The organism is Mucilaginibacter pallidiroseus (assembly GCF_007846085.1).
Classification (GTDB): domain Bacteria; phylum Bacteroidota; class Bacteroidia; order Sphingobacteriales; family Sphingobacteriaceae; genus Mucilaginibacter; species Mucilaginibacter pallidiroseus.
The window spans coordinates 15694-36966 of record NZ_VOEJ01000007.1; the positions used below are offsets into that span (position 1 = coordinate 15694).

The 21273-nt window shown below is 45.3% G+C and carries 22 protein-coding genes; 7 read left to right on the forward strand and 15 right to left on the reverse strand.

The window, feature by feature from the left end; all coding sequences use genetic code 11:
* Positions 1-146: 146 nt before the first annotated feature.
* The 5 genes from FPZ43_RS14240 to FPZ43_RS14260 form a co-directional block, all read right to left on the reverse strand.
* On the reverse strand, positions 147-1934 hold the full coding sequence (locus FPZ43_RS14240) for an amidohydrolase (RefSeq protein WP_146382607.1): 1788 nt from the start codon (positions 1932-1934) through the stop codon (positions 147-149).
* 60 nt (positions 1935-1994) lie between these two features.
* A complete protein-coding gene (locus FPZ43_RS14245) occupies positions 1995-2684 on the reverse strand; it encodes a hydrolase (RefSeq protein ID WP_146382608.1) in 690 nt (229 codons plus the stop codon).
* Between the two features lie 31 nt (positions 2685-2715).
* On the reverse strand, positions 2716-3153 hold the full coding sequence (locus FPZ43_RS14250) for a hypothetical protein (RefSeq protein ID WP_146382609.1): 438 nt from the start codon (positions 3151-3153) through the stop codon (positions 2716-2718).
* A gap of 191 nt (positions 3154-3344) precedes the next feature.
* A complete protein-coding gene (locus FPZ43_RS14255; protein ID WP_146382610.1) occupies positions 3345-4217 on the reverse strand; it encodes an alpha/beta fold hydrolase in 873 nt (290 codons plus the stop codon).
* A gap of 454 nt (positions 4218-4671) precedes the next feature.
* Positions 4672-5565, reverse strand: coding sequence for an alpha/beta fold hydrolase (locus tag FPZ43_RS14260; RefSeq protein ID WP_146382611.1), 894 nt, complete (start codon positions 5563-5565; stop codon positions 4672-4674).
* Between the two features lie 409 nt (positions 5566-5974).
* Between FPZ43_RS14260 and FPZ43_RS14265 the strand changes: the two genes are divergently transcribed.
* The 6 genes from FPZ43_RS14265 to FPZ43_RS14285 all read left to right on the forward strand — a co-directional run bounded on the left by FPZ43_RS14265 (position 5975) and on the right by FPZ43_RS14285 (position 12853).
* Positions 5975-7192 (forward strand): Pycsar system effector family protein, encoded by a 1218-nt coding sequence (locus FPZ43_RS14265; RefSeq protein WP_146382612.1) that lies wholly within the window; start codon positions 5975-5977, stop codon positions 7190-7192.
* 12 nt (positions 7193-7204) lie between these two features.
* Positions 7205-7357 carry a hypothetical protein gene (locus tag FPZ43_RS19325; RefSeq protein WP_186461846.1) on the forward strand — a complete coding sequence of 51 codons (153 nt, stop codon included), beginning with the start codon at positions 7205-7207 and terminating at the stop codon, positions 7355-7357.
* A gap of 107 nt (positions 7358-7464) precedes the next feature.
* Positions 7465-8664 (forward strand): sensor histidine kinase, encoded by a 1200-nt coding sequence (locus tag FPZ43_RS14270; RefSeq protein WP_222430983.1) that lies wholly within the window; start codon positions 7465-7467, stop codon positions 8662-8664.
* A gap of 39 nt (positions 8665-8703) precedes the next feature.
* Positions 8704-10653 (forward strand): sigma 54-interacting response regulator, encoded by a 1950-nt coding sequence (locus FPZ43_RS19685; protein ID WP_146382614.1) that lies wholly within the window; start codon positions 8704-8706, stop codon positions 10651-10653.
* Between the two features lie 307 nt (positions 10654-10960).
* Positions 10961-11800: an alpha/beta hydrolase gene (locus FPZ43_RS14280; RefSeq protein ID WP_146382615.1), complete on the forward strand. Its 840-nt coding sequence runs from the start codon at positions 10961-10963 to the stop codon at positions 11798-11800.
* A gap of 135 nt (positions 11801-11935) precedes the next feature.
* Complete coding sequence (locus FPZ43_RS14285; RefSeq protein ID WP_146382616.1) at positions 11936-12853, forward strand: LysR family transcriptional regulator; 918 nt, start codon at positions 11936-11938, stop codon at positions 12851-12853.
* Positions 12854-13384: 531 nt separating this feature from the next.
* Here the strand turns inward: FPZ43_RS14285 and FPZ43_RS14290 are convergent.
* The 5 genes from FPZ43_RS14290 to FPZ43_RS14310 form a co-directional block, all read right to left on the reverse strand.
* Positions 13385-13810 (reverse strand): DUF983 domain-containing protein, encoded by a 426-nt coding sequence (locus FPZ43_RS14290; protein WP_146382617.1) that lies wholly within the window; start codon positions 13808-13810, stop codon positions 13385-13387.
* A gap of 75 nt (positions 13811-13885) precedes the next feature.
* Positions 13886-14497, reverse strand: coding sequence for a pyridoxamine 5'-phosphate oxidase family protein (locus tag FPZ43_RS14295; RefSeq protein WP_146382618.1), 612 nt, complete (start codon positions 14495-14497; stop codon positions 13886-13888).
* 21 nt (positions 14498-14518) lie between these two features.
* Entirely contained in the window at positions 14519-14929 is a 411-nt protein-coding gene (locus FPZ43_RS14300; protein WP_146382619.1) for a nuclear transport factor 2 family protein, read from the reverse strand.
* A 45-nt stretch (positions 14930-14974) separates the two neighbouring features.
* A complete protein-coding gene (locus tag FPZ43_RS14305; RefSeq protein ID WP_146382620.1) occupies positions 14975-15190 on the reverse strand; it encodes a hypothetical protein in 216 nt (71 codons plus the stop codon).
* A gap of 192 nt (positions 15191-15382) precedes the next feature.
* Positions 15383-15562, reverse strand: a complete 180-nt coding sequence (locus tag FPZ43_RS14310; protein WP_146382621.1) for a hypothetical protein — start codon at positions 15560-15562, stop codon at positions 15383-15385.
* 272 nt (positions 15563-15834) lie between these two features.
* On the opposite strand from FPZ43_RS14310, the gene FPZ43_RS14315 reads away from it, so the two are divergent.
* Complete coding sequence (locus FPZ43_RS14315) at positions 15835-17028, forward strand: condensation domain-containing protein (protein ID WP_186461847.1); 1194 nt, start codon at positions 15835-15837, stop codon at positions 17026-17028.
* Between the two features lie 107 nt (positions 17029-17135).
* On the opposite strand, the gene FPZ43_RS14320 is transcribed toward FPZ43_RS14315, so the two are convergent.
* The 5 genes from FPZ43_RS14320 to FPZ43_RS14340 all read right to left on the reverse strand — a co-directional run bounded on the left by FPZ43_RS14320 (position 17136) and on the right by FPZ43_RS14340 (position 21235).
* Entirely contained in the window at positions 17136-17786 is a 651-nt protein-coding gene (locus tag FPZ43_RS14320; protein WP_146382623.1) for a Crp/Fnr family transcriptional regulator, read from the reverse strand.
* Positions 17787-18123: 337 nt separating this feature from the next.
* Positions 18124-18531 (reverse strand): hypothetical protein, encoded by a 408-nt coding sequence (locus FPZ43_RS14325; RefSeq protein ID WP_146382624.1) that lies wholly within the window; start codon positions 18529-18531, stop codon positions 18124-18126.
* Positions 18532-18546: 15 nt separating this feature from the next.
* On the reverse strand, positions 18547-18834 hold the full coding sequence (locus FPZ43_RS14330) for a hypothetical protein (protein ID WP_146382625.1): 288 nt from the start codon (positions 18832-18834) through the stop codon (positions 18547-18549).
* 44 nt (positions 18835-18878) lie between these two features.
* Positions 18879-19772 carry an alpha/beta fold hydrolase gene (locus FPZ43_RS14335; RefSeq protein WP_146382626.1) on the reverse strand — a complete coding sequence of 298 codons (894 nt, stop codon included), beginning with the start codon at positions 19770-19772 and terminating at the stop codon, positions 18879-18881.
* A gap of 266 nt (positions 19773-20038) precedes the next feature.
* Positions 20039-21235: an MFS transporter gene (locus FPZ43_RS14340; RefSeq protein ID WP_146382627.1), complete on the reverse strand. Its 1197-nt coding sequence runs from the start codon at positions 21233-21235 to the stop codon at positions 20039-20041.
* Positions 21236-21273 lie beyond the last annotated feature (38 nt).

The window sequence follows — 21273 nt, forward strand, 5'->3', positions numbered from 1 at the left end:
CATACAGCAAAATATCATCGTGAAATGCTAAAGGTACCTCTGACGGGTGTGTTCTAATTGCCTGAAAAAGTAAAATGGAAAAGGCAATACTCATATTAGATGATTGCCTTTTCCCTTCATTTCACTGGCCTGCCAGCTTTTGCTTCTTACTTATGTTGATACCCGCCGTAAAAATTCACCGGGCTCCAAGCCGGGAGTGCTTTAGGCACCACAGGAGCTTGCTGTCTGAATTCACCGGAACCGTATACGGCTTTACCATTTAAAATGGTAAGCTCTGACCGGATACTTTTAATATCCTCCTCGTTCATATTCAGGTAATCGCCGGAAAGAATCACCAGATCGGCCAGGTAACCTTCTTTAAGCGTTCCCCTGTCGTGTTCCTGGTGGATCAGTGATGCGCTTCCCTGTGTATATAATTTAAGTGCAGTGATCCTGTCCAGGTAGTTTTCCTTTGCAGTAAATGGAGTGCCACCCACAGATCTCCCGGTGGCGAACTGGTAAATGCCGATCCATGGATTGTAACTGGAAACCCTTGTTCCGTCAGTTCCTCCGCCGACCTTGATATTCTTTTCCAACATCCTTCGTACAGGAGGGGTATTCAGGGCCGCTGTTTTACCGTATCGTGAGATAAATGTCTCTGCCTGAAACGCCATGCGGTCCTGAACCGCTATCCCTCCGCCCAGCGCTTTGATCCTGTCGAGGTTTTCATCGCTGACCGTCTCCGCGTGATCAAAGAACCAGGTAAGCCCATTCAGCGGCGTTTCCTTGTTGACCTGTTCGATCACATTGAGGAACCGGGTAATGCTTTCGTTATACGTCGCATGTAACCGAAACGGCCAGCGATGTTTGACAAGTTCGTTGATGACGGCTTTCAACTGCCCCTCCATCACTGCCGGAAGCTCGGGACGCGGCTTGATAAAGTTTTCAAAATCGCCGGCCGACGAGACCAGGTTTTCTCCGCCCCCCTGCACATGGTATTCAATGGGTTGCTTATCCGAATGGTTATCAGCACTATGTTCTGTGATATCAACCATGCTGATCCACCTGATGTAATCCTGCAGCTCTGTACCGGGCTTCTGCGCAAAAAGGTAGTATGGCAGTCTGACCGTCAGTTCACCTTTTTTGGCTAAAAGGTCGGTAATAGCATAATCATCCGGAAAATTTTGAAAGCCTCCACCAGCGTCCATTACGCTGGTGATGCCGAGAGAATTAAGCTCAGACATAAATTGCCTGGTAGAATTGACCTTTTCTTCCTGGTTCAGTTCTGGCAATTTCGACAACGTAGAGTAAAGGATAAAGGCACTGGGCTCCGCTATCAAAAGTCCCGTTGGCTGGCCGGAGGGATCTTTCTGGATCAGGCCGCCCGTGGGATTTGGGGTGTCACCGGTGATTCCCAGCTTTTCAATACCTGCCTTATTCAAATAAGCAAGGCCGTACAGATAAAGGATAAATGTGGGGGTCTTGCCGGTTGCCTCATTGATCTCGGCTAACGTAGGCAGGCGTTTTTCTTCGAACTGATATTCTGTCCATCCACCCATAACTCTTACCCACTGGCCTTCAGGTGTCCGGGATGCCTGTTCTTTAAGCATAACCAGGGCGCGATTAAGTGTTTTCACCCCGTCCCATCGTAACTCCGTGTTGAAAAACCTTCCCCCGCGTATCACATGAAGATGCGAATCGTAGATTCCGGGAACAACTGTCTTGCCTTTAGCATCTATCATTTGCGATCCGGCACGTTTAAAGCGAAGGATTTGCTGGTTATTTCCCACTGCAACTATTTTGTTACCGGTTATGGCAATTGCTTCTGCTGCCGGGTGCTGATCATCAAGGGTAATGAACTTCCCATTAGTGATGATCAAATCCGCCTTTTGCTGGGCGTAGAGTCCGCTTGTAAAGGCAAGGAATAGGATAATTGTAATTAACGAAGGTTTCATTTCAGTATGTTTAAAAAAACAAAAGGCGGAATCAGATTCCGCCTTTTTGTCGCCAATGTGTTAGTGCTTCATCATTTCCTGTGCATACTGGATGCCGATACCATAAGCGCCCCCGTATTTCTTAACCAGGTCGGTAGTCGCCTTGTAAGTTTCCGAACGGGCCCAGTCGCGCTGGAGCTCCAGCAGATACTGCATTGATGTGATCGGATGGGCGCCTGCCTGCACCATCCTGGTGACCGCCTGATCATGCGCCTCTTTTGATACATCGCCACAAGCATCTGTAATAAAATAAACGGTATATCCGTCGTTGATCGCGGATAAGGCCGGACCAACGATACACACGCTTGTCCATAATCCGCCTAAAACAATCGTTTTTTTGCCTTTAGCGCTAATTGCCTTGTATACATTAGCATCCTCCCAGCTGTTCATGGTGGTCCTGTCGAGAAAGTTCGATGTTGCCTGGGGATAGAACTCGGTTACTTCGGGAAACACCGGACCGCTGAATGATTTGGCAGCAACGGTCGTCACAATTGTAGGAATATTGAAGATCTTGGAAGCGCCTGCAACAAGCGCCGTATTGCTGCGCAATAATTCGATGCCGATATTTTTGGTTGCAAAACCCATCTGACTTTGATAGTCGATCATGACCAACATGTGGTTTGTCGGATTTAATAACGCCGGACTTGGTTTTTGAGCAAAACCGTATAACGATGTCAGGGCAATGACTGATGATAAAAGAAGTTTTTTCATGGTTGTATTTTTATTTGGTGAATTATAATTGTTATGAATTTTCTGGTGTTATATAGCTTGATAGAACTGCCTTTTGAGTCAGCTCTTTGAGAAAAAGTTGGAGAAATCCCAAGGCAGGTAGGAAGATGGCACGCAGCCCGGCAATCTCAGCGCCTAAACTTCCCAGTAAAGTATTTCCAATGAATCCGCAAACCGCAATAGCGAATTTTCTAACTTTCAGCATACATGCCTGCCTGTCCTTATTTGCAAGAAAGTAACTTACTATGTTCAACGACAGCAAAGTGAATCCCACAGGCATTGCTATTATTTCACCATGCAGGCTTTTACTGAAGATATGCTGTGAGCCAAGGTCAAAAACAACTACCGAAACCAGCAGGTAATTCAAAGCTCCGTTGTCATAGTGGAAGATAAAACTCCCTGCACTCCATAAACAGCAGCATGTTATAATAACCCTTTCGGCAAATAACATCCTGCAATTATTGCCTGAGCATAAGCAAATCAGGTATATGGTTTCGGATATCGTTCTGATAAATGACTTCATGGCTTGTAGGAGATGTTTGGGTGTAGCAACCTTTTAAGCAATACAGGATAAGGTTTAAGAAGTCTCCCGCGATTTTTGCGGGAGACTTGCCTTTCATAGGTTGTTGTAAATAAGATGGGTTATTTTTTAATCTTACGATCCAGAAAATCTTTGATCTTTTCAGCGATTTCATTGCCGTGGCTTTCCAATGCGAAGTGACCGGCGTCAAACAAATGAAATTCCAGATTCTTAACATCCTTCTTGTAAGCTTCAGCGCCGCTTACCGGAAAAATATAGTCGTTCTTTCCATAGACAACCAGCATTTCCGGGTTATGGTCACGGAAGTATTGTTGCCACTCCGGATATTTGGGTGGATTGGTGCCGTAATCATAGAACATGTCGAGTTGTATCTGTCCGTTCTCCGGTCTTTCCAGGTGACGAAGGTCCATTTCCCAGTTATCGGGACTAATCACGGAGGTATCAGGCACACCGTGCGTATACTGCCACTTCAAACCATCCGGATTGTGGAAAGTACTTAATGTATGCTCGGCCTCCTTATTATTGTGATCTGCCCAGTAAGCTTTGAACGGATCCCAGAAAGTTTCCAGCCCTTCTTCATAGGCACAACCATTCTGAACGATAAGCGTATCGATCCTTTCCGGATGCTTTGAAGCAATTCTCCAGCCTACGGGGGCGCCGTAGTCCATCAGGTACAAGCTGTATTTGGTAATATTTAATTTGCTCAGTAACTCTTCAATAATTACTGCATAATTGTCAAAAGTATAGTCGAATTCAGCAATAGGCGGCTGCTCGCTTCTGCCGTAACCCGGGTAGTCGGCCGCGATCAAATGATACTTGTCGGATAATTGGTCGATCAGGTTCCTGAACATAAAAGACGATGCGGGGTACCCATGAAGCAATACCAGCGTTGGAGCATCTTTCGGTCCTGCTTCGCGGTAGAAAATGTTGACACCATTGATGTCGGTAAAGTGGTAAGTTGTTTGATTTTTCATGATTTAAAAATTTAATGATTTAAGATATTGGGATAATTTTTTACCGGATTATTGTTTATCACCGGCGACATTTCAAAAGTAGACAGCCCTAAAGTTTTTTGTATATCACGCTAATTATACATGTTATCATTAAATTGATACATATGAGATCAGCCTCATGTACAGGTATTTAGCAACCATTAGAGACCTTTTTAAATCCAGATTGGAAAGCAAGTAAAAAGCTATCCGGTCCAAGGAGAGGTGCATTTTTCGAATCAGTCCGTTAGCAAGTGTTTTGCGCGGAAAAAAAATACCCCCGGGGTGGCCGGAGGTATTTTTTAATCAAATGGGATCAGGAAGGAGAAGTCGTCATTATCGCGTTGGCAGTGCGCTTGCCCCAAATTTTCGTTTGCTCATGCGCTGGTGTGCCGGCTTTTCAGAACAATTTTCAGCAGCTAGATTATAATAGCCGGCGTTATCTTTCAGCTTTCTCCTGCAAAAAGGATCTGATCAGCTGCGCAACCTCAACTCCATATTCTTCAAGCAGAAAGTGCCCCCCGTCGAATAAGTGAAGTTCCGCATCCGGCAGTTCCTTTTGATACGCTAAAGCACCGGTACCCGGAAAGATCGTATCATTTTTACCCCAGGCGATCAACACCGGCGGCTGGTGCTCGCGGAGATAGGTCTGCCATTCTGGGTACCTGGGAAAATTGCTGCCGTAATTGGCAAAAAGTATTTTTTGAACAGCTTTTTTGCCCGGCTGTCCAAAAAAGAAATGATCCATATAGTAACTGTCTGGACTAATACGATCCGGGTGCAGGGTACCTGAAACATATTGTTCTTTAATGCCCTCCAGCGACATCATATACTCGATCGCCGCGTCCAGGCCTGCAAAGTCCTCCGCTGCTGTCAGCGCACCAATCTTTTGTACATCCGGCCCGAGGCCTTCTAAAAATACATTGGCATTTTGAATGATCAGTGTTCTGACCAGTTCCGGCCTTTTTTTTATGATCCGGAATCCGACCGGACCGCCGTAGTCCTGCATATAGAAGCTCATATGCTGAAGCTTTAGCTTATCTATAAATTGCTCAATGATCTCTGCCAGATGGTCAAAGGAGTAATCAAATTCTGAAGGATCCGGGCAACTGCTATAACCAAAACCGGGATAGTCGGGCGCGATCAAATGATATTCCCCGGAAAGCTGTTCAATCAGGTTGCGGAACATGTGCGATGATGAAGGGAACCCGTGAAGCAGTAAGATAGTGGGCTTTTCCGGATCTCCGGCCTCCCGGTAAAACAGTTCTACACCTCCAACCTTCACGGTGTTATAACGAACACCAAGGGCATTGATTTGGTCAGTTATTCTCATAATTTTTTGATTTGTTTTTGTGATTGATACCGGTAAGCAACCGGATAATTAATTCTGAACGTTTCAGCCATGTCAGCTCAGATCAAAATTAAGTCGATCTGTAGATGCCGGTATACCATTTATATAGTAAGTGGTATTAGTTTTATAATAGGTCAGGCTTTTACTTTTGATCGCTTGACGACGTGTTGGCCGCCCGGTCAGGAAAGGTCGAATTCTATTCCACCATGCTTCAAAAGTTTGAACAAAGATTAAGTTCTGTCCACTGTACATCCATGCTGGATAATTCCCTCCGATAAACGGACTTGGAGTCGCCTATGAATTTTATGATAACAGTTATAAGCCGTGTGATGGAGCGCATCAGTTTTGAATAAGTTACGATCTGTAGCTTTGTCCCAACATTTCCCATGCTATGGCACACAACGATTTAGAGAAAAACTCGGAGAAATATGTCGTCGCATATTACGGGAGCAACAGTGTTGCCGGCAATTATTTCCATGATCTCCGACATACTACATCGGTCGTCAAGACGATTAAACAGATTGCCGCACAAAGCGGACTTTCTAAAACTGAAATCCGGTACCTGAAGATCGCCGCCTGGTTCCAGTTTATAGGCTTCCTGGAGTCGCCGGAACGTCCCGAAGAAGCATCGGCGGAACTTGCCATGAATTTTTTGATCCGGGAAAATGCCGGAGATGAACCTTTACGGATCATTCCTGCTTTGATCAGGGCGAAAGCCTCCAAAACTTTCCCCTCCGATCCGTTGGAAGAGACCCTGTTTGATGCCTGCCACCGCTATATGGCCCAGAAATCATTCTCAGATAACAACCGGGCCTTAAAACTGGAAGAGGAGTTCTTCAAACACCAGGAGATCGGCAAAACAGAATGGCTGAAGCGGAGTATTGTGGCGTTTGAAAATTTTCAATATTACACGGCATACGGTCGTACAGCATTCACAAAAAAAAAGGACAGCAACCTGGCGAAATTGAAAAAAGAGCTATGGGTGCGGGAACTGGACCTTGCCGAAAAGCATGCTGAACCTGCGGGTAAAAAAAGTATGGCGATTCATCAGGAAAAAGAAGCCACAGAAAGAGGGATCGATACGATGTTCCGGGTCGCTTGTTCATATAACGAGCGGCTGATTTCGGTCGCGGACAATAAAGCGCATCTCCTTATTACGGTGAATTCCATCATGATGTCGGCGATCATCAGCCTGGTGTTGCGTAAGCTTCCGGAAAATAATTACCTGAGCTTACCAACTTTCATCCTGCTGGTTACCAGTTTTCTTTCGACCATCTTTTCTATTCTGGCGACCCGTCCACCGGTTCCAGCGGGAAAATTTACCCAACCGGAGATGGAGAAAAGAGAAGTAAATCTGCTTTACTTTGGCAATTACTATAAGATGGAAGCAGATGAATACCTGCACAGTCTGCATCAGGTTATAGCCAGCCAGGGGTTTCTTTATGATATGCTGGCCCGAAATATCTATGCCCAGGGTAAGATACTCGGAAAGAAATATGACTTTCTTCGAAAAGCCTATAGTATTTTCCTTTTCGGCCTGACCATTTCCATTCTTGCATTTATGATTGCTTACTTTTTGCGGCCTCTGCCGGAAGTTACGCGTACCTAGCCATTCGGAATTATGAAGAAGTTTCCTTTCATGGTGTTTCCGCAGGTCACTGCGATCTACATCGCCTTTAACTTCAATGCTTTTTACAGCGACTTGCTGTTCAGGCAACGACCAGATATCATAGAGACCGTTTATCCTTTTAACATGAAGACACTCGCATGGTAATTTGTAACAGGTACGGCAGCCAATTCTTCCTGATCAATGAATATTCGGTATATTCGGTCAACAGGATTTTTACCCATTTTACCCGGCTACATCCGATGAGATGCGCTATGAAACCCAAATATCTCAGCATCATTCAAAAAAGGCTTTTGCCGGTTGTCTGGGTGATCCTCTTTGTTTCTTACTTTATCCCCAAAGCAAATGCCCAGCATAATATTGGCGGATCCGAAGGTTTTGCCCGGCAAAACATGCCCGCCCTCACTGCTTTCCGTACGCAGGCCGTCAGTTACGGCGTCATATGGCCGCACATCTGTCAACCAAATAACATTCGCCCGACAGTAAAAAGAATCCCGGACTTCATCTATGGCCCACAACGGACTGAAAAAATTCCCGATCCCGCCTTCAATTACAAGAGCAGTAAAAGCACACATGTTTTATCAGTACGTTATGTGGACGAGAAAGGGGACCACAAAAATATACCTGGTGAAGGCCGGCACCAACCAACGCAGATGACAGGGCGCGTAGCAGATATGAATAAAAATTTAAAAATTGCGGTTGGAGGGCTATTGCTCCTCATAATCGTTCTTTTATTGCAACTTTACAGGATCAGGCTCAACGACAACCGGTCAATGCTAGCCAGCCAACGCGAACTTGACCAGAAAAATACGTTTATCGAAACGCTGAACAGCAATCAGGAAAAATTGCTTAAAGAGAAGGAATGGTTACTTAAAGAAGTGCAACACCGGGTTAAGAACAGCCTTCAGGTGGTCACCAGTTTACTCTATTCACAATCTCTTTATTTAGAAGATGGTGCGGCCATACAGGCTATCAAAGATAGCTTACGACGTATGCAGGCGATGTCACTGATCCATCAGAAGCTTTATCAGGACAACAATACAAGCACCATATCAATGCCGGAATATATTGATGACCTGGTAGCCTATCTGTACGAGAGTTTCGACGCAGATAGCCATATTGTTTTTGAACGGGCTATAGAGCCGATAGAGCTTGACGTATCGCAGGTGCTTCCTTTAGGGCTCATCTTTACCGAGGGCATCGTCAATGCGATTAAGTATGCCTTTCTAAAGGGACAGCAGGGAGTCGTGCGCCTGTATCTGGGTTATGATGGCCCGGGACATTTGTTGCTTGAAATCTCCGATAACGGGATCGGTCTACCGGCAGGCCTGGACGCTATGGAACATAACTCCCTGGGTCTCGACCTTATCCAGGGTTTGTCCAAGCAACTGAAGGGCAACTTTCGGATCGAAAATAACAATGGTGTAAAAATCACGGTGCGGTTTGCTGTTTAGACAGCCGAACGTCAACGTTAATAATCAGCAAAAGTGAATATGAATAAAAAAATACTGATCGTTGAAGATGAATTTGTGGTAGCGAATGCATTGCGTCTGACTTTGGAACAGGCAGGCTATACCATAACCGGCATTGCCTCTTCCGCAGAAGAAGCGGAGAAAATGCTGCAAATTCAAAGACCGGATCTTGTGCTTTTGGATATTCAACTGGATGGAAAGCGTTCGGGCATCGACCTGGCCGGGAAGCTTAATGAAGATGATATCGCCTTCATCTATTTGTCTGCGAATTCCAGCCAAAAGATACTTGAAGAAGCCAAGGCTACCGATCCTTACGGATTCCTGGTCAAACCATTCAGAGAAAGAGACCTGCTGGTAACGCTCGACATCGCCTCATACCGGCAAAGGAGTGCAATGGAGTCCAGGTTGCAGCAGGAAGTGCTCTTGCAGAAACACCTGGCGGACATCGGTAATGAAATTTCGGACGCTAACCAGAAACTATTAAAAGTTGCCCAGGCCATGCGGGTATTTATACCCTTTGATCTTGTTGTTTCGGGTAGTCGACCGGCAAATGCCGGGCAGTTCACTGATTCCGCATACCTACGAATCGGATATGATGAATACCAGTATATCGGTGAAAAGGAATTAATGACCATTGCGGGCCTGAGCAGCAGCAGCCTTTCGGGGATACTCAAAGACAGTTATGAGCTGACCGGTAGTACGCGGTATGAAGGAATATCAGACGAGCTTACCGCATTTACGCCCTTGCAGAAGGTGTGGCTCAATTGCTTCAAAATGAGCTCTTCATTGATGTTCTCGGTGGTTACCGGCAACGGAGCCATGGTAGACTATAGCTTTTATAGCCGTGAGCGCAATGCGTATAAGCAAAAACATGTAGCCGTATTAAGGCTTTTCAAGAACTGTTTGACTAATGTGACTGATAAAATGATGTTGTCAGGAACGGTATCACCTGCCATAGAACACATCACTACCAGTATGGTGCCCGGAATGGAGCCAAACCTCCAGGAATTCAAAGGGATTATCGGCAAGCATCCGCTCTTACTGGCGGCTTTGGATTTTGCCACCCAGGTAGCACCTTACAATACGTCCGTGTTGATACTTGGTGAAAGTGGGACCGGAAAAGAAAAGGTCGCTCATGCCATTCACGATCTGTCAACCAGAAAAAACGGCCCGTTCATCGAAGTAAATTGCGGTGCAATACCGGCCACCCTCATAGAATCAGAGTTGTTCGGCCACGAAAAAGGCGCATTTACAGGGGCTACTGAGAAAAGAAAAGGCAGGTTTGAGCAGGCGGAAGGAGGCACTGTCTTTTTGGATGAGATCGGAGAACTACCTTTAGAAATGCAGGTTAAATTGTTACGTGTCTTACAGGAAAGGGAAATCAATTACGTAGGGAGCAATATTCCAAAGAAAGTGGATGTACGTATCGTGGCCGCTACCAACCGTAACCTAGAGAAAGAAGTCGCAGATGGCAATTTCAGGCTTGACCTGTATTATCGCTTGAATGTATTTCCAATAACATTGCCGCCCTTGCGGGAGAGAAAAAGCGATATTGTGGATCTGATCAACTTTTTTGCCCACAAATTCTGCAATAGTTTCCATAAAGAGTTTAACGGTATATCGCCGTCGATGATCGATGCCATGCTGGCTTATCAATGGCCGGGAAATATCCGGGAACTGGAGAACGTGCTGGAGCGGTCCGTTATCCTCAACAGCGGAAATTCGGAATTGGAATTAAAACAGCACCTGACCGGTGCCACGCCGGAACAGTCAGGCAAGGCCGGTATGGAGACACTTGAGGATGTCAAAAACTCACAGCGCCAAACGGAAAAAGCCTATATCATTTCTGTCCTCAAAAAAACAGAGGGACGAATCCGAGGAAACAATGGCGCGGCGGAACTACTTAACCTTAAGCCTACGACCCTGGAATCAAGAATGGCTAAATTAGGTATAAAGAAGGAAGATTATTAAGGCCCGGGTGGAAGCTGAAGCTGATGAAACATTCCGCAGACGTTTGTAAATACATAATCTCCGTTAGTATCTTAATGATGCGGGCTTCATTTTCAAACCCGAAAAGCTCCTACCAGCATCGCTTAACTCCAATTTTTTCAGAGTCTCATCCAGATCACCTCCGATTTTTTCGGAGGTAATTAATAATTCCGCAATTTAATTAACTATTTAATATTTTATAAATAATTTATTTACAGTTATTTATAAAATTTAAAAGTTAAATAGCCTGTTATAATTTCTGTGGCACGTCTTTGACTATGCTATAGTCATGGAAACGAGCAATCAACCAAAACCAGCAACATTCATCAATCAAAAAGGGCAGCACGTTTACTATCGGAACTGGGTGCCGGAAGGTAAACCCAAAGGCATTATCCTTATCATCCACGGGTTAAATTCCCATGGTGGATATTATCAGAACTTTGCCGCCCAGCTCAGAGAGAATGGATTTGAAGTTTACGCGATCGACCTTGCTGGCCGCGGTCGGTCGGAAGGAGAACGTTACTATATCGCCGATTATCACGACGTGTTTGCCGATATTGACCTCTTGATGAATATCGCCAGTTCTGCGTGTCCATTAAAGCCTATCTTTTTGTTTGGTCATAGCGCAGGCGGCGTTTTCGCATCTGCTTATGCAATTGAAAACCAATCCAAGCTACAGGGCCTTATTTCGGAAAGTTTTGCCTTCAAAATCCCAGCGCCAGCTTTCGCACTTGCGGCCATAAAATTTCTGGCGCGCATCATCCCACATACCCGGCTTGTCAAACTGAATAATGAAGATTTTTCCCGTGATAGTTCAGTCGTGCTGAAAATGGATAAAGATCCGCTTTTGGAGAACGAAAAACAGCCGGCTAAAACCATGCAGCAACTTTTGCTTGCGGCCGAATACCTGAAAAAAGGAATGCCTGCAATTAAGCTTCCCATCCTTATACTACACGGTACAGCGGATAAGGCCACTGAGCCGGCAGGAAGCGAGTATTTCGTGGAACATGCGTCTTCGGCTGACAAACAGCTTAATCTTTATGAAGGGCACTATCATGATCTGTTGAATGACAAATATAACGGGATCGTCAGCAGGGATATCCTGCTCTGGCTGAATCAAAGAGTTTAATCCTATGATACCAGTGCAAATACTCATAACGAACCGATACACATCAAGAAGTATTCAGCATTTCGTTTGCCAGACACAAAACCTGGTCAGCGTTTGCTCCCAATAAATTATTTAAAACACTTAATCCTACAATCTATGATCAATTTAGAATGGTTCAGAACCTTTAAAGTTATTTATGAAGCGGGAACGCTTTCAGCGGCAGCACAAGCTTTATTTATTTCCCAGCCCGGCGTCAGTCTCCATCTTAGTTCGCTGGAATCATATGCCGGCCATCGTCTTTTCGACCGTGATACCCGGAAAATGGTAGCGACAGAGCGAGGTACGATGCTTTATAACTTCATTATAGACCACATGAACAAGCTTGAAGAAGCGGAGCATAATCTTCACCGAAAATCCAAAGTCGAAAAACCGACCGTAAGTATAGGCATGTCTACCGGAATTTTTCAGTATATGCTTGAAGCGCATATTTCCGAGTTGCCTTTCAACCTGGTTACCAGGTTCGGCGATTATCCACAAATGCTTCAGGAGCTAAATAACGGCACGTTAGACTTAATTCTGACGCCTCAAAAAGGCACACAGCATAATCTTGATTATAAGCCGTTCGCCAAAGAGCGGTTCGTCCTGATCTGTGGCAACCAGACAGACACCACTGAGTTTGATGAACTTCTGTTAAAAGGTGACCGGCCGGCGCTGAAGGAGTGGCTCTCCGTGCAGAACTGGTATACTACCGCCTCTGACCAGGAACACCTCAACCGTTTTTGGTCTGCCAGCTTTGATACTTTGCCAAGCTTCCGGCCGAAATATGTCCTACCATCACTCGGCTCGATCCTGCGTTGCATGGCAACGGGTAAGGGATTTGCAGTGGTACCAGATTTCCTCTGTTGTAATGAGATCGCAGGCAATTCCATTAAGGTAGCCTGGGAAGGCAGTCCGCCTGTGGAAGACACCCTATATTTTGGGAAGCGTAAGAATACCGCTTATGCAGAAGAGATCAAATTCCTGGAAGACATTTTAGCCAAGAACTGGCCGAAGTGCCCAGAACTGTTAACGTAGGAAAATTGATACGCAGGAAAAAACGATAAAGAGACCAGAACAAATGAATCTGATCCAGCAGCTTTTTAGTTGAAGGCTTACCTCAAAGCAACGTTTTAAAGACTGAACTATAGAATTCGAAGATAATATCTTATTAAATGAATCCGCTTGTTTGCCGTTTACCCGGCAAGCAAGCGGATTCCCGATTTTTATATAACTGCTGCGTCACAGACACGTTCCGGCTCACCTGCAATTTTCAAATTACACCTGCGCGGTTCATCTGTCCGCAGGGCAGATAGCGGAAGTTCCGCTAAACATCTTGATTGTACGCGGGGAAAATAATGATACCTGAAGTTAGTTCAGGCTTTGAATTTTCTGTTTGTTTCATTTAGCCAGAGACAGTAAGATGGCTGTGAGATTTGTTAATAAAGAACGGGCAAGATACGGGAAGGCTCCTTTGTATTGCCGTCGGATAATTAAAATGCCATTGGATCACCTGCAACCAGAATTGCGTAGTTTTTGATGGTAAATCAACGATGACCAGCAGTGTGCTTATGAAGCATGCTCCTTACGATAGTCAGGCCTGGCTCGTTCAGGCTCGAAGTGCACGCCGGGCGTTAGCCAGAATAAAAGAATGATCCGTGAATACTGAAAAGTAAATGGCCAGAACAGAAAGGCAGGAATCAATGTCGCTGCGATGTATACCCAGGGGTTCCAACTATGGGTAATGATGTAAGTGGTCATTGCAAATGTCAGCATAATGGCCACATTCATTCCGTAGCTGACAAACATGGCTACATAAAAATACCCTGGTTCAATCTCAAATTGAAAGTTACAATGCGGACACCTTTCATTCATTTTCTGACCGAAGATCGCCATAGGGTCTGTCAAAAACATATTGCCCGTGCGACATTTCGGACATTTTCCGTGTAGCGCCGCTTTAAATTCGGAATGAGTATAAGTGCGTTCCTTAATCATTTTATTACCTTTCTTACTATTTTCGAGTTCATTTTTCAGTTATCAGAAAACCTGCCAGTTGAAATTGCAGCGGCCTTATTGTCCTTGTGAGAGCCGAAAACGCTTAATCTCTTCCTCCAGGGATTTTATATATCCATTTCTTTCCGCAAATGCAGCTTCTATTTCTTCCAGGGTGTATCGCGGTGTGATATATTGCGGGCAATTCCAACTGTAACCCTTTACTGAAAAAAGTAACATCCGTTCAGCTTTGTGTTTATAGCCCGCCGGGTCAAGTTGTTTGAAAAGCTCCGGGTCCTCGGAGATCTCCACGATTGTTATATCTGCGAATAGCTTGAGTCGGGCCTTTTGCGGGTAGTCCATCAGGATCAAAGACACTTTAGCGTTATCAGTCGCATTACCAACGGAGATGTATTGCTTATTACCGCTGAAGTCAACCACGCCGAGCGTTGAGTCATCGAGTACCCTGATGAAACCTTTTGGCCCTCCCCGGTGCTGTATATAAGGATAACCCGTCTGGCTGATACTGGCCATATAAAAACTGTCCCTGCTGCTGATAAATTGCTCTTCGGATTCTGTGAGGCCATCTTCATGGTAACCATTTTCCATCCTTTCGTAGGCTGTACGGCTCCCATGCATTTCCTGTAATTTCTTTACCGCGTCGGTAAATGCGATTTGTTCGTAGTTCATATTGCCGGACACTTAGACAGTTCATAAAGTTTTTTCATTCTCCACGATGGCGAGATCATTGATGCTGGCATATCGTTTCTGCATGAGGCCATTCTCATCAAATTCCCAAAGCTCGTTACCATAGCTTCTGTACCACTGACCGGCGGCATCCTGCCATTCATAATGAAAACGTACCGCTATCCGGTTATCATGGAAACTCCAAAGTTCTTTCTTTAGCTTATAATGAAGTTCCTTTTGCCACTTATTGGTCAGGAACGCTTTTACTTCTGCTCTGCCATTAATGAATTCAGCACGGTTCCTCCACTCTGTATCAATAGTATAAGCGAGGGAAACCCGTTCGGGATCACGGCTGTTCCAGGCATCTTCTGCCATTTGAACCTTTTGTAGTGCCGTTTCTAAGTTAAATGGCAGTAGTGGTGCTCTTTGTTCCATGCAAGTGTATATTTTAATTTGTTCTATAATAGTCAATTGGCCTGGTTATCCGTTGATCCCCTTAATTCCCGGCCCAGCGTCCGGATCGAATTCATACTTGTCACAGCGGTCTTCATACCAATCCTTCACAAATTGTTCCTGGCTTTCCAGGTAAGACTCGATGGCAGGTATGCCTTCTGCACAGTTGTCTCCGTCAGCTAATCGAGGCACTGTGGTATTATCGTCTAGGATAAACTCGTACTTTAAGGATGTTCGGTCCAACCGTTCCTTCCAGCCAGTTATATCATGGGCGGCTCCCGGATAATATATTGTGATCATTTTATTGTTCCATTTTTTCTAAATCTCTGTTCAGATCGCTTTGCTCGCAAACCGGTTACCTATTTACCCAGCCGATAACACGAACTTCACAGGACCGATATGCAGGTCAACCAATCCCCTTTAATGCTTTGCAATTTAGAGAGAAAATCCGTTTCCATTCTTCCTTTTGGGATCAGATAAGTAATAAGCGTTATCATTCAAATAATAGAGCGTGACGCCACCAAAAAGCCAATGGTTCAATGGCTGTTGCCAACGCTGTGCGCCCCTAACAGATTGCAAATCGATTTCCACCTGCATCCCTTCGCTTAAATCCATTTTTATCATCAAATGGCTATCAGGGCACATTTTCATATCATATACCTGAAAAAGCTATGGGATAGCATCCTGCGGGCTACTGTTTGTTAAACTGCTGACCACCTAAAGTCAGGAGGTGTTTTTTAACCCAGGTGAATGCTTTACAGATTCTAAGACCTCATTTTTGTCAGGTACAATCACCAGGGATTTAATGAATGAAAAGCGCTATCTGAACCATCATCACAGACACGGGTAGAACCTGATTCGCATCCCCCAATGCTTACATGATCAATATGAAAATGAACGACAATTTAACAAAAAGGCCATTAACGCCGGGCGAAAAGATATACTGGACACTGGAGCAGAAAGGAATGATCCACTTTGTTACCGTGGCAGAAATAGAAACTTCCGTTCCACCAGGAAAAGAAGCCTGGCAAATGGCATTGCAAACGGTTCAAGCAAAGCATGCCGCATTGAATTACAGCATTAAAGGGGAGACGAGCGAAACTGTTCACTTCCAGGAGCACCGAAGCAAGCCTATCCCACTTGAAATCCGCCCGATGCCGTCTGATGGGCTATGGGATCATGAAGCGGAAAAAGAACTTGCAAAGCCTTTTGATCTGAACAGGGCCCCATTGTTACGGGTGACCATCCTGGAGCGAACCGGCGGCTGCGCCGTACTGCTGACCGTTAATCATTCGATCGGCGACGGATTATCCGCCGCTTTTCTGCTGCGCGAAATTGTGGCTACCGTTGCTTCACAAACAACGCTAAGCACTGTCAGGGTGTTAGGGGAAGTATCCGGACAGTACCCGGCCATTCCGGAACGTACCCGCTTTGATAACGCCCCGCCGATTCTCGTCCAGCATGCCGAACTGGGGAGCGAACTGACCTCACACCTTATCGCACGCGCCGGGGAAGAGAAGACCACGGTACACAGTGTCTTTACTGCTGCGGTCGCTATGGCGATCAACAAATTATCTCCTAAATGGCACAGTGAGCAGCTGGGCGTTCTCCATCCGGTTTCTTATCGTCAATTAATGGCTAAAGGTGAAAGTTTTGAATTGCTGGCAGGCATGCAAATCTGCCATTATCCGCTTGACAGGCGGCATTCATTCTGGGCGTTGGTTGAAATCGTCCGCAAAAGCCTGGAAAATGTCCGGAGCCCTGAGACGCTCGGCAGAGAAATGCAGTCGTTAGAACACTTGTTCTCTTCCAATCCCGATACCCATTTCCTGTACCAAACGCTCGACACACTAACACGTCACCAGGTTTTGATCAGTAACCTGGGCTTGGTGCCGGCGGATACTGATTATGGTGGCCTAAAGCTAAAGGCCATTTATGGCCCTATGGTACTTCCGGATCACCAGCATGTCCAAAGCTTCGGTATTACCACCTTGAATGGCAGCCTGACCATAACCTTAACCAGCCGTTGGCCTATCGACGGTCTGCTGGAAGCTGTGAAGGAAATTCTGCAGCAGGTTTAACTTATTATGGGGGCGTTATGCCAGACTATAATGTTCAGAAATCAACAAGGTTTACGAAAGCCGGTTAATAAATTGACCGGCTTTCGTTTTGGCTGTCCATGCGTAGGTTATAGAACCCCGGAAGCGATCTTTCCCCTGATCCTGCTTAACGATTGTGGTGCCACGTTCAAATAGGTAGCGACATAATAATTAGAGAACATGTTCAAAAGATGGGGCTCATTAGCCAGCATCTTTCTATAGCGTTCAGGTGCTGACAACATCATCAGGTTGGTAGCCCGTTCACAGGTCAGTATGTATGCCTGCTCGTTAAGCAGGCGCAGCCAACGCTCTATAGCCATTGAGCCCGCTGAGATGGACTGAACCTCATCAACAGAAAACCTGATTGCCGTAACGGGAGATAGCGTTTCAATGGAAATGCTTGACGGATTCGCAGAAAGGAAACTTTTATAGTCAACTGCAAAAAGATTTTTCAGATTGCTTTCCGGCTTATTGAAATGGAAAAACCAGGTTGTTGTCTTTCCCAAGGAATCAGTGAGGTATGAAATGCACTCTCCGGAGAGGATGAAGTAGAGATATTTACATACACTTCCCATATTCAACAGTCGCTCACCCTTTTCAAATTTTACGAGTTTGCAATGGGTTGCAATTAACGCTCTTGTCTCTTCATCTACGGGAACGCTTTTTGCAACATAATTAAAAAACGGGCGGCAAAATTGTTCTTGGGTACTTGCATCGGCAGCCAGCATATGCTCTTTCATAATATTCCTTTCCTGATGGGTTAAATGACCGATAGGTAAGTGAAAAAACGTTAAAAGCCTGCATGATGATACACCCCGAAGTAATATGTTATTTAAATTACAATCAACAGTTCCTCAAAATCCCATTTTGATCAGGCATTCGGTATCGCTTACTACAAAAAAAAGGGACAGTATACACCGTCCCTTTACATAAATGTCCATAGGCCATTTACGACTACTACTAACTAAACTAACTAAAAAAGTATTGATTTAAGCTCTGCTGTGCGACGCAGAACTGTGATAGAGACCGGTAATGTATATTACAACGGTTACTTTATTTCGCTTGATGATCACGATCTTATCGTTCCTGCAACTTATCCAGTTTTTTTTGGATCTCTATCAGCTCTTCATGCTGTTGTTGTAACGCCGCTACGAGCAACGGTACTAACTGCTCAGCGTTTATGGCTTCTTTACTGGTCGCAACCGGGTTGTTTTTACCTTTCTGCGTCCAGGTCGTCTGCCTGCTGATCAATCCCGGAAATTGCTGTTTGGTCTTTGAGATATCAAAACCGAAAAATTCTTTTTTTGGAGACAGGCTGTGTTCGGGTGCCTTCTTAAGCACTATGGGCTCCAGTTGCATCAGGATAGATACAGGCTGTTTAATCGCACTACCGGATCCTGCCGTTAAATTCTGTCCGACTTGCGCATTCACAGACAAGGTTATGGCCAGTAAAGCGATGGCCGGGAGCATGTTTTTAAGTTTCATTGTTAGGTGTGTTATTTATTGGGTTTCGATCCAGTAATTTCTGGGGTATTGATCTGAGGTCACATTCGATCCGCTACAATGAACGTCAAAGGTTGTTTCTTCCACTTCAAAGATCTCGTCCCAATTTTCGATGCTGAGGCGGATGGTTACAGCACCATAATGGGCTAATCTGGTTTCAAAAAAATCTTTGATCTTAAGTGCGAGTTGGCCTGCCAAAATGGGTATTGCACCCGGGTCTGTATTATTTGCAGCTACAGATGCCACTGTAATCTTAAAGCCTGGTAATTCTATACTATTTTCCATAAGAAAGGGTGTCTTGCGTAAAGACAATTAAGATTATTGCCGGCCTAATCCAGCGCGTTTCGAATCAGTTCATAAAATCTTGCAGCAGACACGTCATCTTCCAGCCAGGGTAAATGTCCGCACTTTTCGATAAAAGAAATCCTGGTTTGCGGGATGATCCGTTTGGTCTCATAGACCGTAGATTCTCCCACCGGATCCTGCCGTCCCTGAATGATGTAAACAGAGCCCCTGAACTTTTTTAGGTTTGCCGCTCTTGACTGTCCGGTTCTCTTATAATCCTGAAGGGTAAGATTATTGATCTTCGCCGCGTTGTGATCGGCAAGGTTGGTGTCTACAAGGCTTTTTGTGGCCATCGCACTTTGCCGGTTAAAAAAGTAGCCAGGCCAGATAGCACTCAGATTAGCCGCCAGACCTTTCGAAGCTTTAGCTTCCGCGAGGTCTTCTTCGCGTAACCGCATCTTCATATTACTATTAAAATATGTAAAAAAATCCCGTGTAATCCCGCCGGAACCAAGCAGTAACAACCGGTCAACATTTTTGGGGTATTTTGCCGCATAAGCCAGGGCGAGCATACCACCCCAGGAATGCCCGGCAAGTACGAGCTTTTTCAATTTAAGATGCTTTCTCAATACGTCCAGGTCCTCGACATACCGGTCTACCTGCATGGTGGCGGAGTCGATCTTAGTTAGGAATGAATGACCGGTACCGCGCTGGTCAGGGACGATAAATTCATACCCCGGTAACGCTTTCCAAATGGGTTCGAGGTAAGCGGCATTAAATCCCGGCCCTCCAGCAAGCAATACAACCGGCTTGCCGCTACCGAATTCATTAACCGTTAGCGTAACATTATCATTTGAATGAATGACAAAATGGTTCTGAGCAATTACGATAGCCGATGGGCAAAGTAGGACGAATAAGATGATTAGACTTCTTTTCATTTCAATCTGTTTAGCGTAACCGACTAATATAATCGGGGCAGTAAATATCAGTCGCCGATTTTAAGCATGCATTCACCTTGGTTAATAAATTAACCGAATGTCAACATTGTTCGTGCGGGAAAGGAAATAGGGGGAAGATTCCGGCGGTAAAAAAATATAGCCAAATTCTAGCGGACCGTTCTGACAAAGGCACGCTTCCTTCATCAACAAAGTCACAACCTGCTTGCGCTACCCGCGAGAAGCTGTGCCTCAAAACAACATGGAAGTTAATGACTGATAGGCAGAACCGGTATGACGTTGCGAACGCCTGCATTCCAGACACGACGCGAAATGAAAGCCAGTGCTAACACCAGTAAAATCAAAAATAACATTGCGGCCGATAAATCAACGCTAAGCAGGGCTGTCATCATCAAGGGACCGCTGCCATAACCGGCGAAAAGGATTGCTGACCCTTTTGCCACTGGCCTTATTGGCGATGAACCTGCCCGGGGCAGTTTGAGTATACCAATAAATAACGGCTGACTACAACCGAACCCGACTGACATGATACCTAGTAAGCATTCGGCCAGCCACAAAGGCAAATTTCCCATCAATGCCAGCAGACCAGCAATGGTAAGACCAAGTGAGGCATAGAGGATAGTGATTACCTTTTTATCAAGCCGGTAAAAATACATCAGCAGGGTGACCACAAATCCGGGCAGGCCGAAAATAAACAGATCAGTCGCGATGTGAAATTCATCTAACCCATAATAGGTGGTGAAATAATGACTGATCCAGACAAATACACCGGAGTGGAACACGCCCGTTAAATAGACGAAGCTGTAGCTATATCTGTTTTTCCATTCGGACCGTGACCTACCCGCGGCTTTTATTATAAATGGTTCGACTCCATCATACCGCTCCCGTCTATCGTGCCTCAAATAAATCAATAATAGTAAGGCTGCCAGCGTCCTGATGATCCTGTAAAGGCATCTCCATCCAATGAATTCGTTCAACCATCCTCCCAAACTTGGCCCGAACGTCATGCCTGTTGCCAGTGCAAATATGACCAGAACCATATATTTAAGCGACCGCTTATGCTCATGAGGCCGTAAAGACAATAATATTGCCGAGGGCAGCATAGCACCGGTTCCTAAGCCCGTCAGGGCCCTGATCGTTAAAAAGCCAACGGCAGAGGTGGCCATACTAAGCAAATAGGTGCCCGCACACAGCGCAACCAGGGAAAATATAAAGTATTTTCGGGGATTTACGGCCGGCTTCACAAAAACCATCGCAACTGCGGAGATCGCAAATGGGATCGCAAAGGCAGGTACAGCGAGGTTTATCAAAGAAGAACTGAAATCCTCTGCCAGGCTCGGAGACAAGGGAGCAATGAGATAAGCCTGAGACATCAACAACATGCATGCTACTGCCGGGATTACCTCAGCCAATGGAAAACCTTGTTTGATATGTTCTTGTTTCATACCCCAAATCTCGGCGGGAGAAGGTTTGTGTGCATATC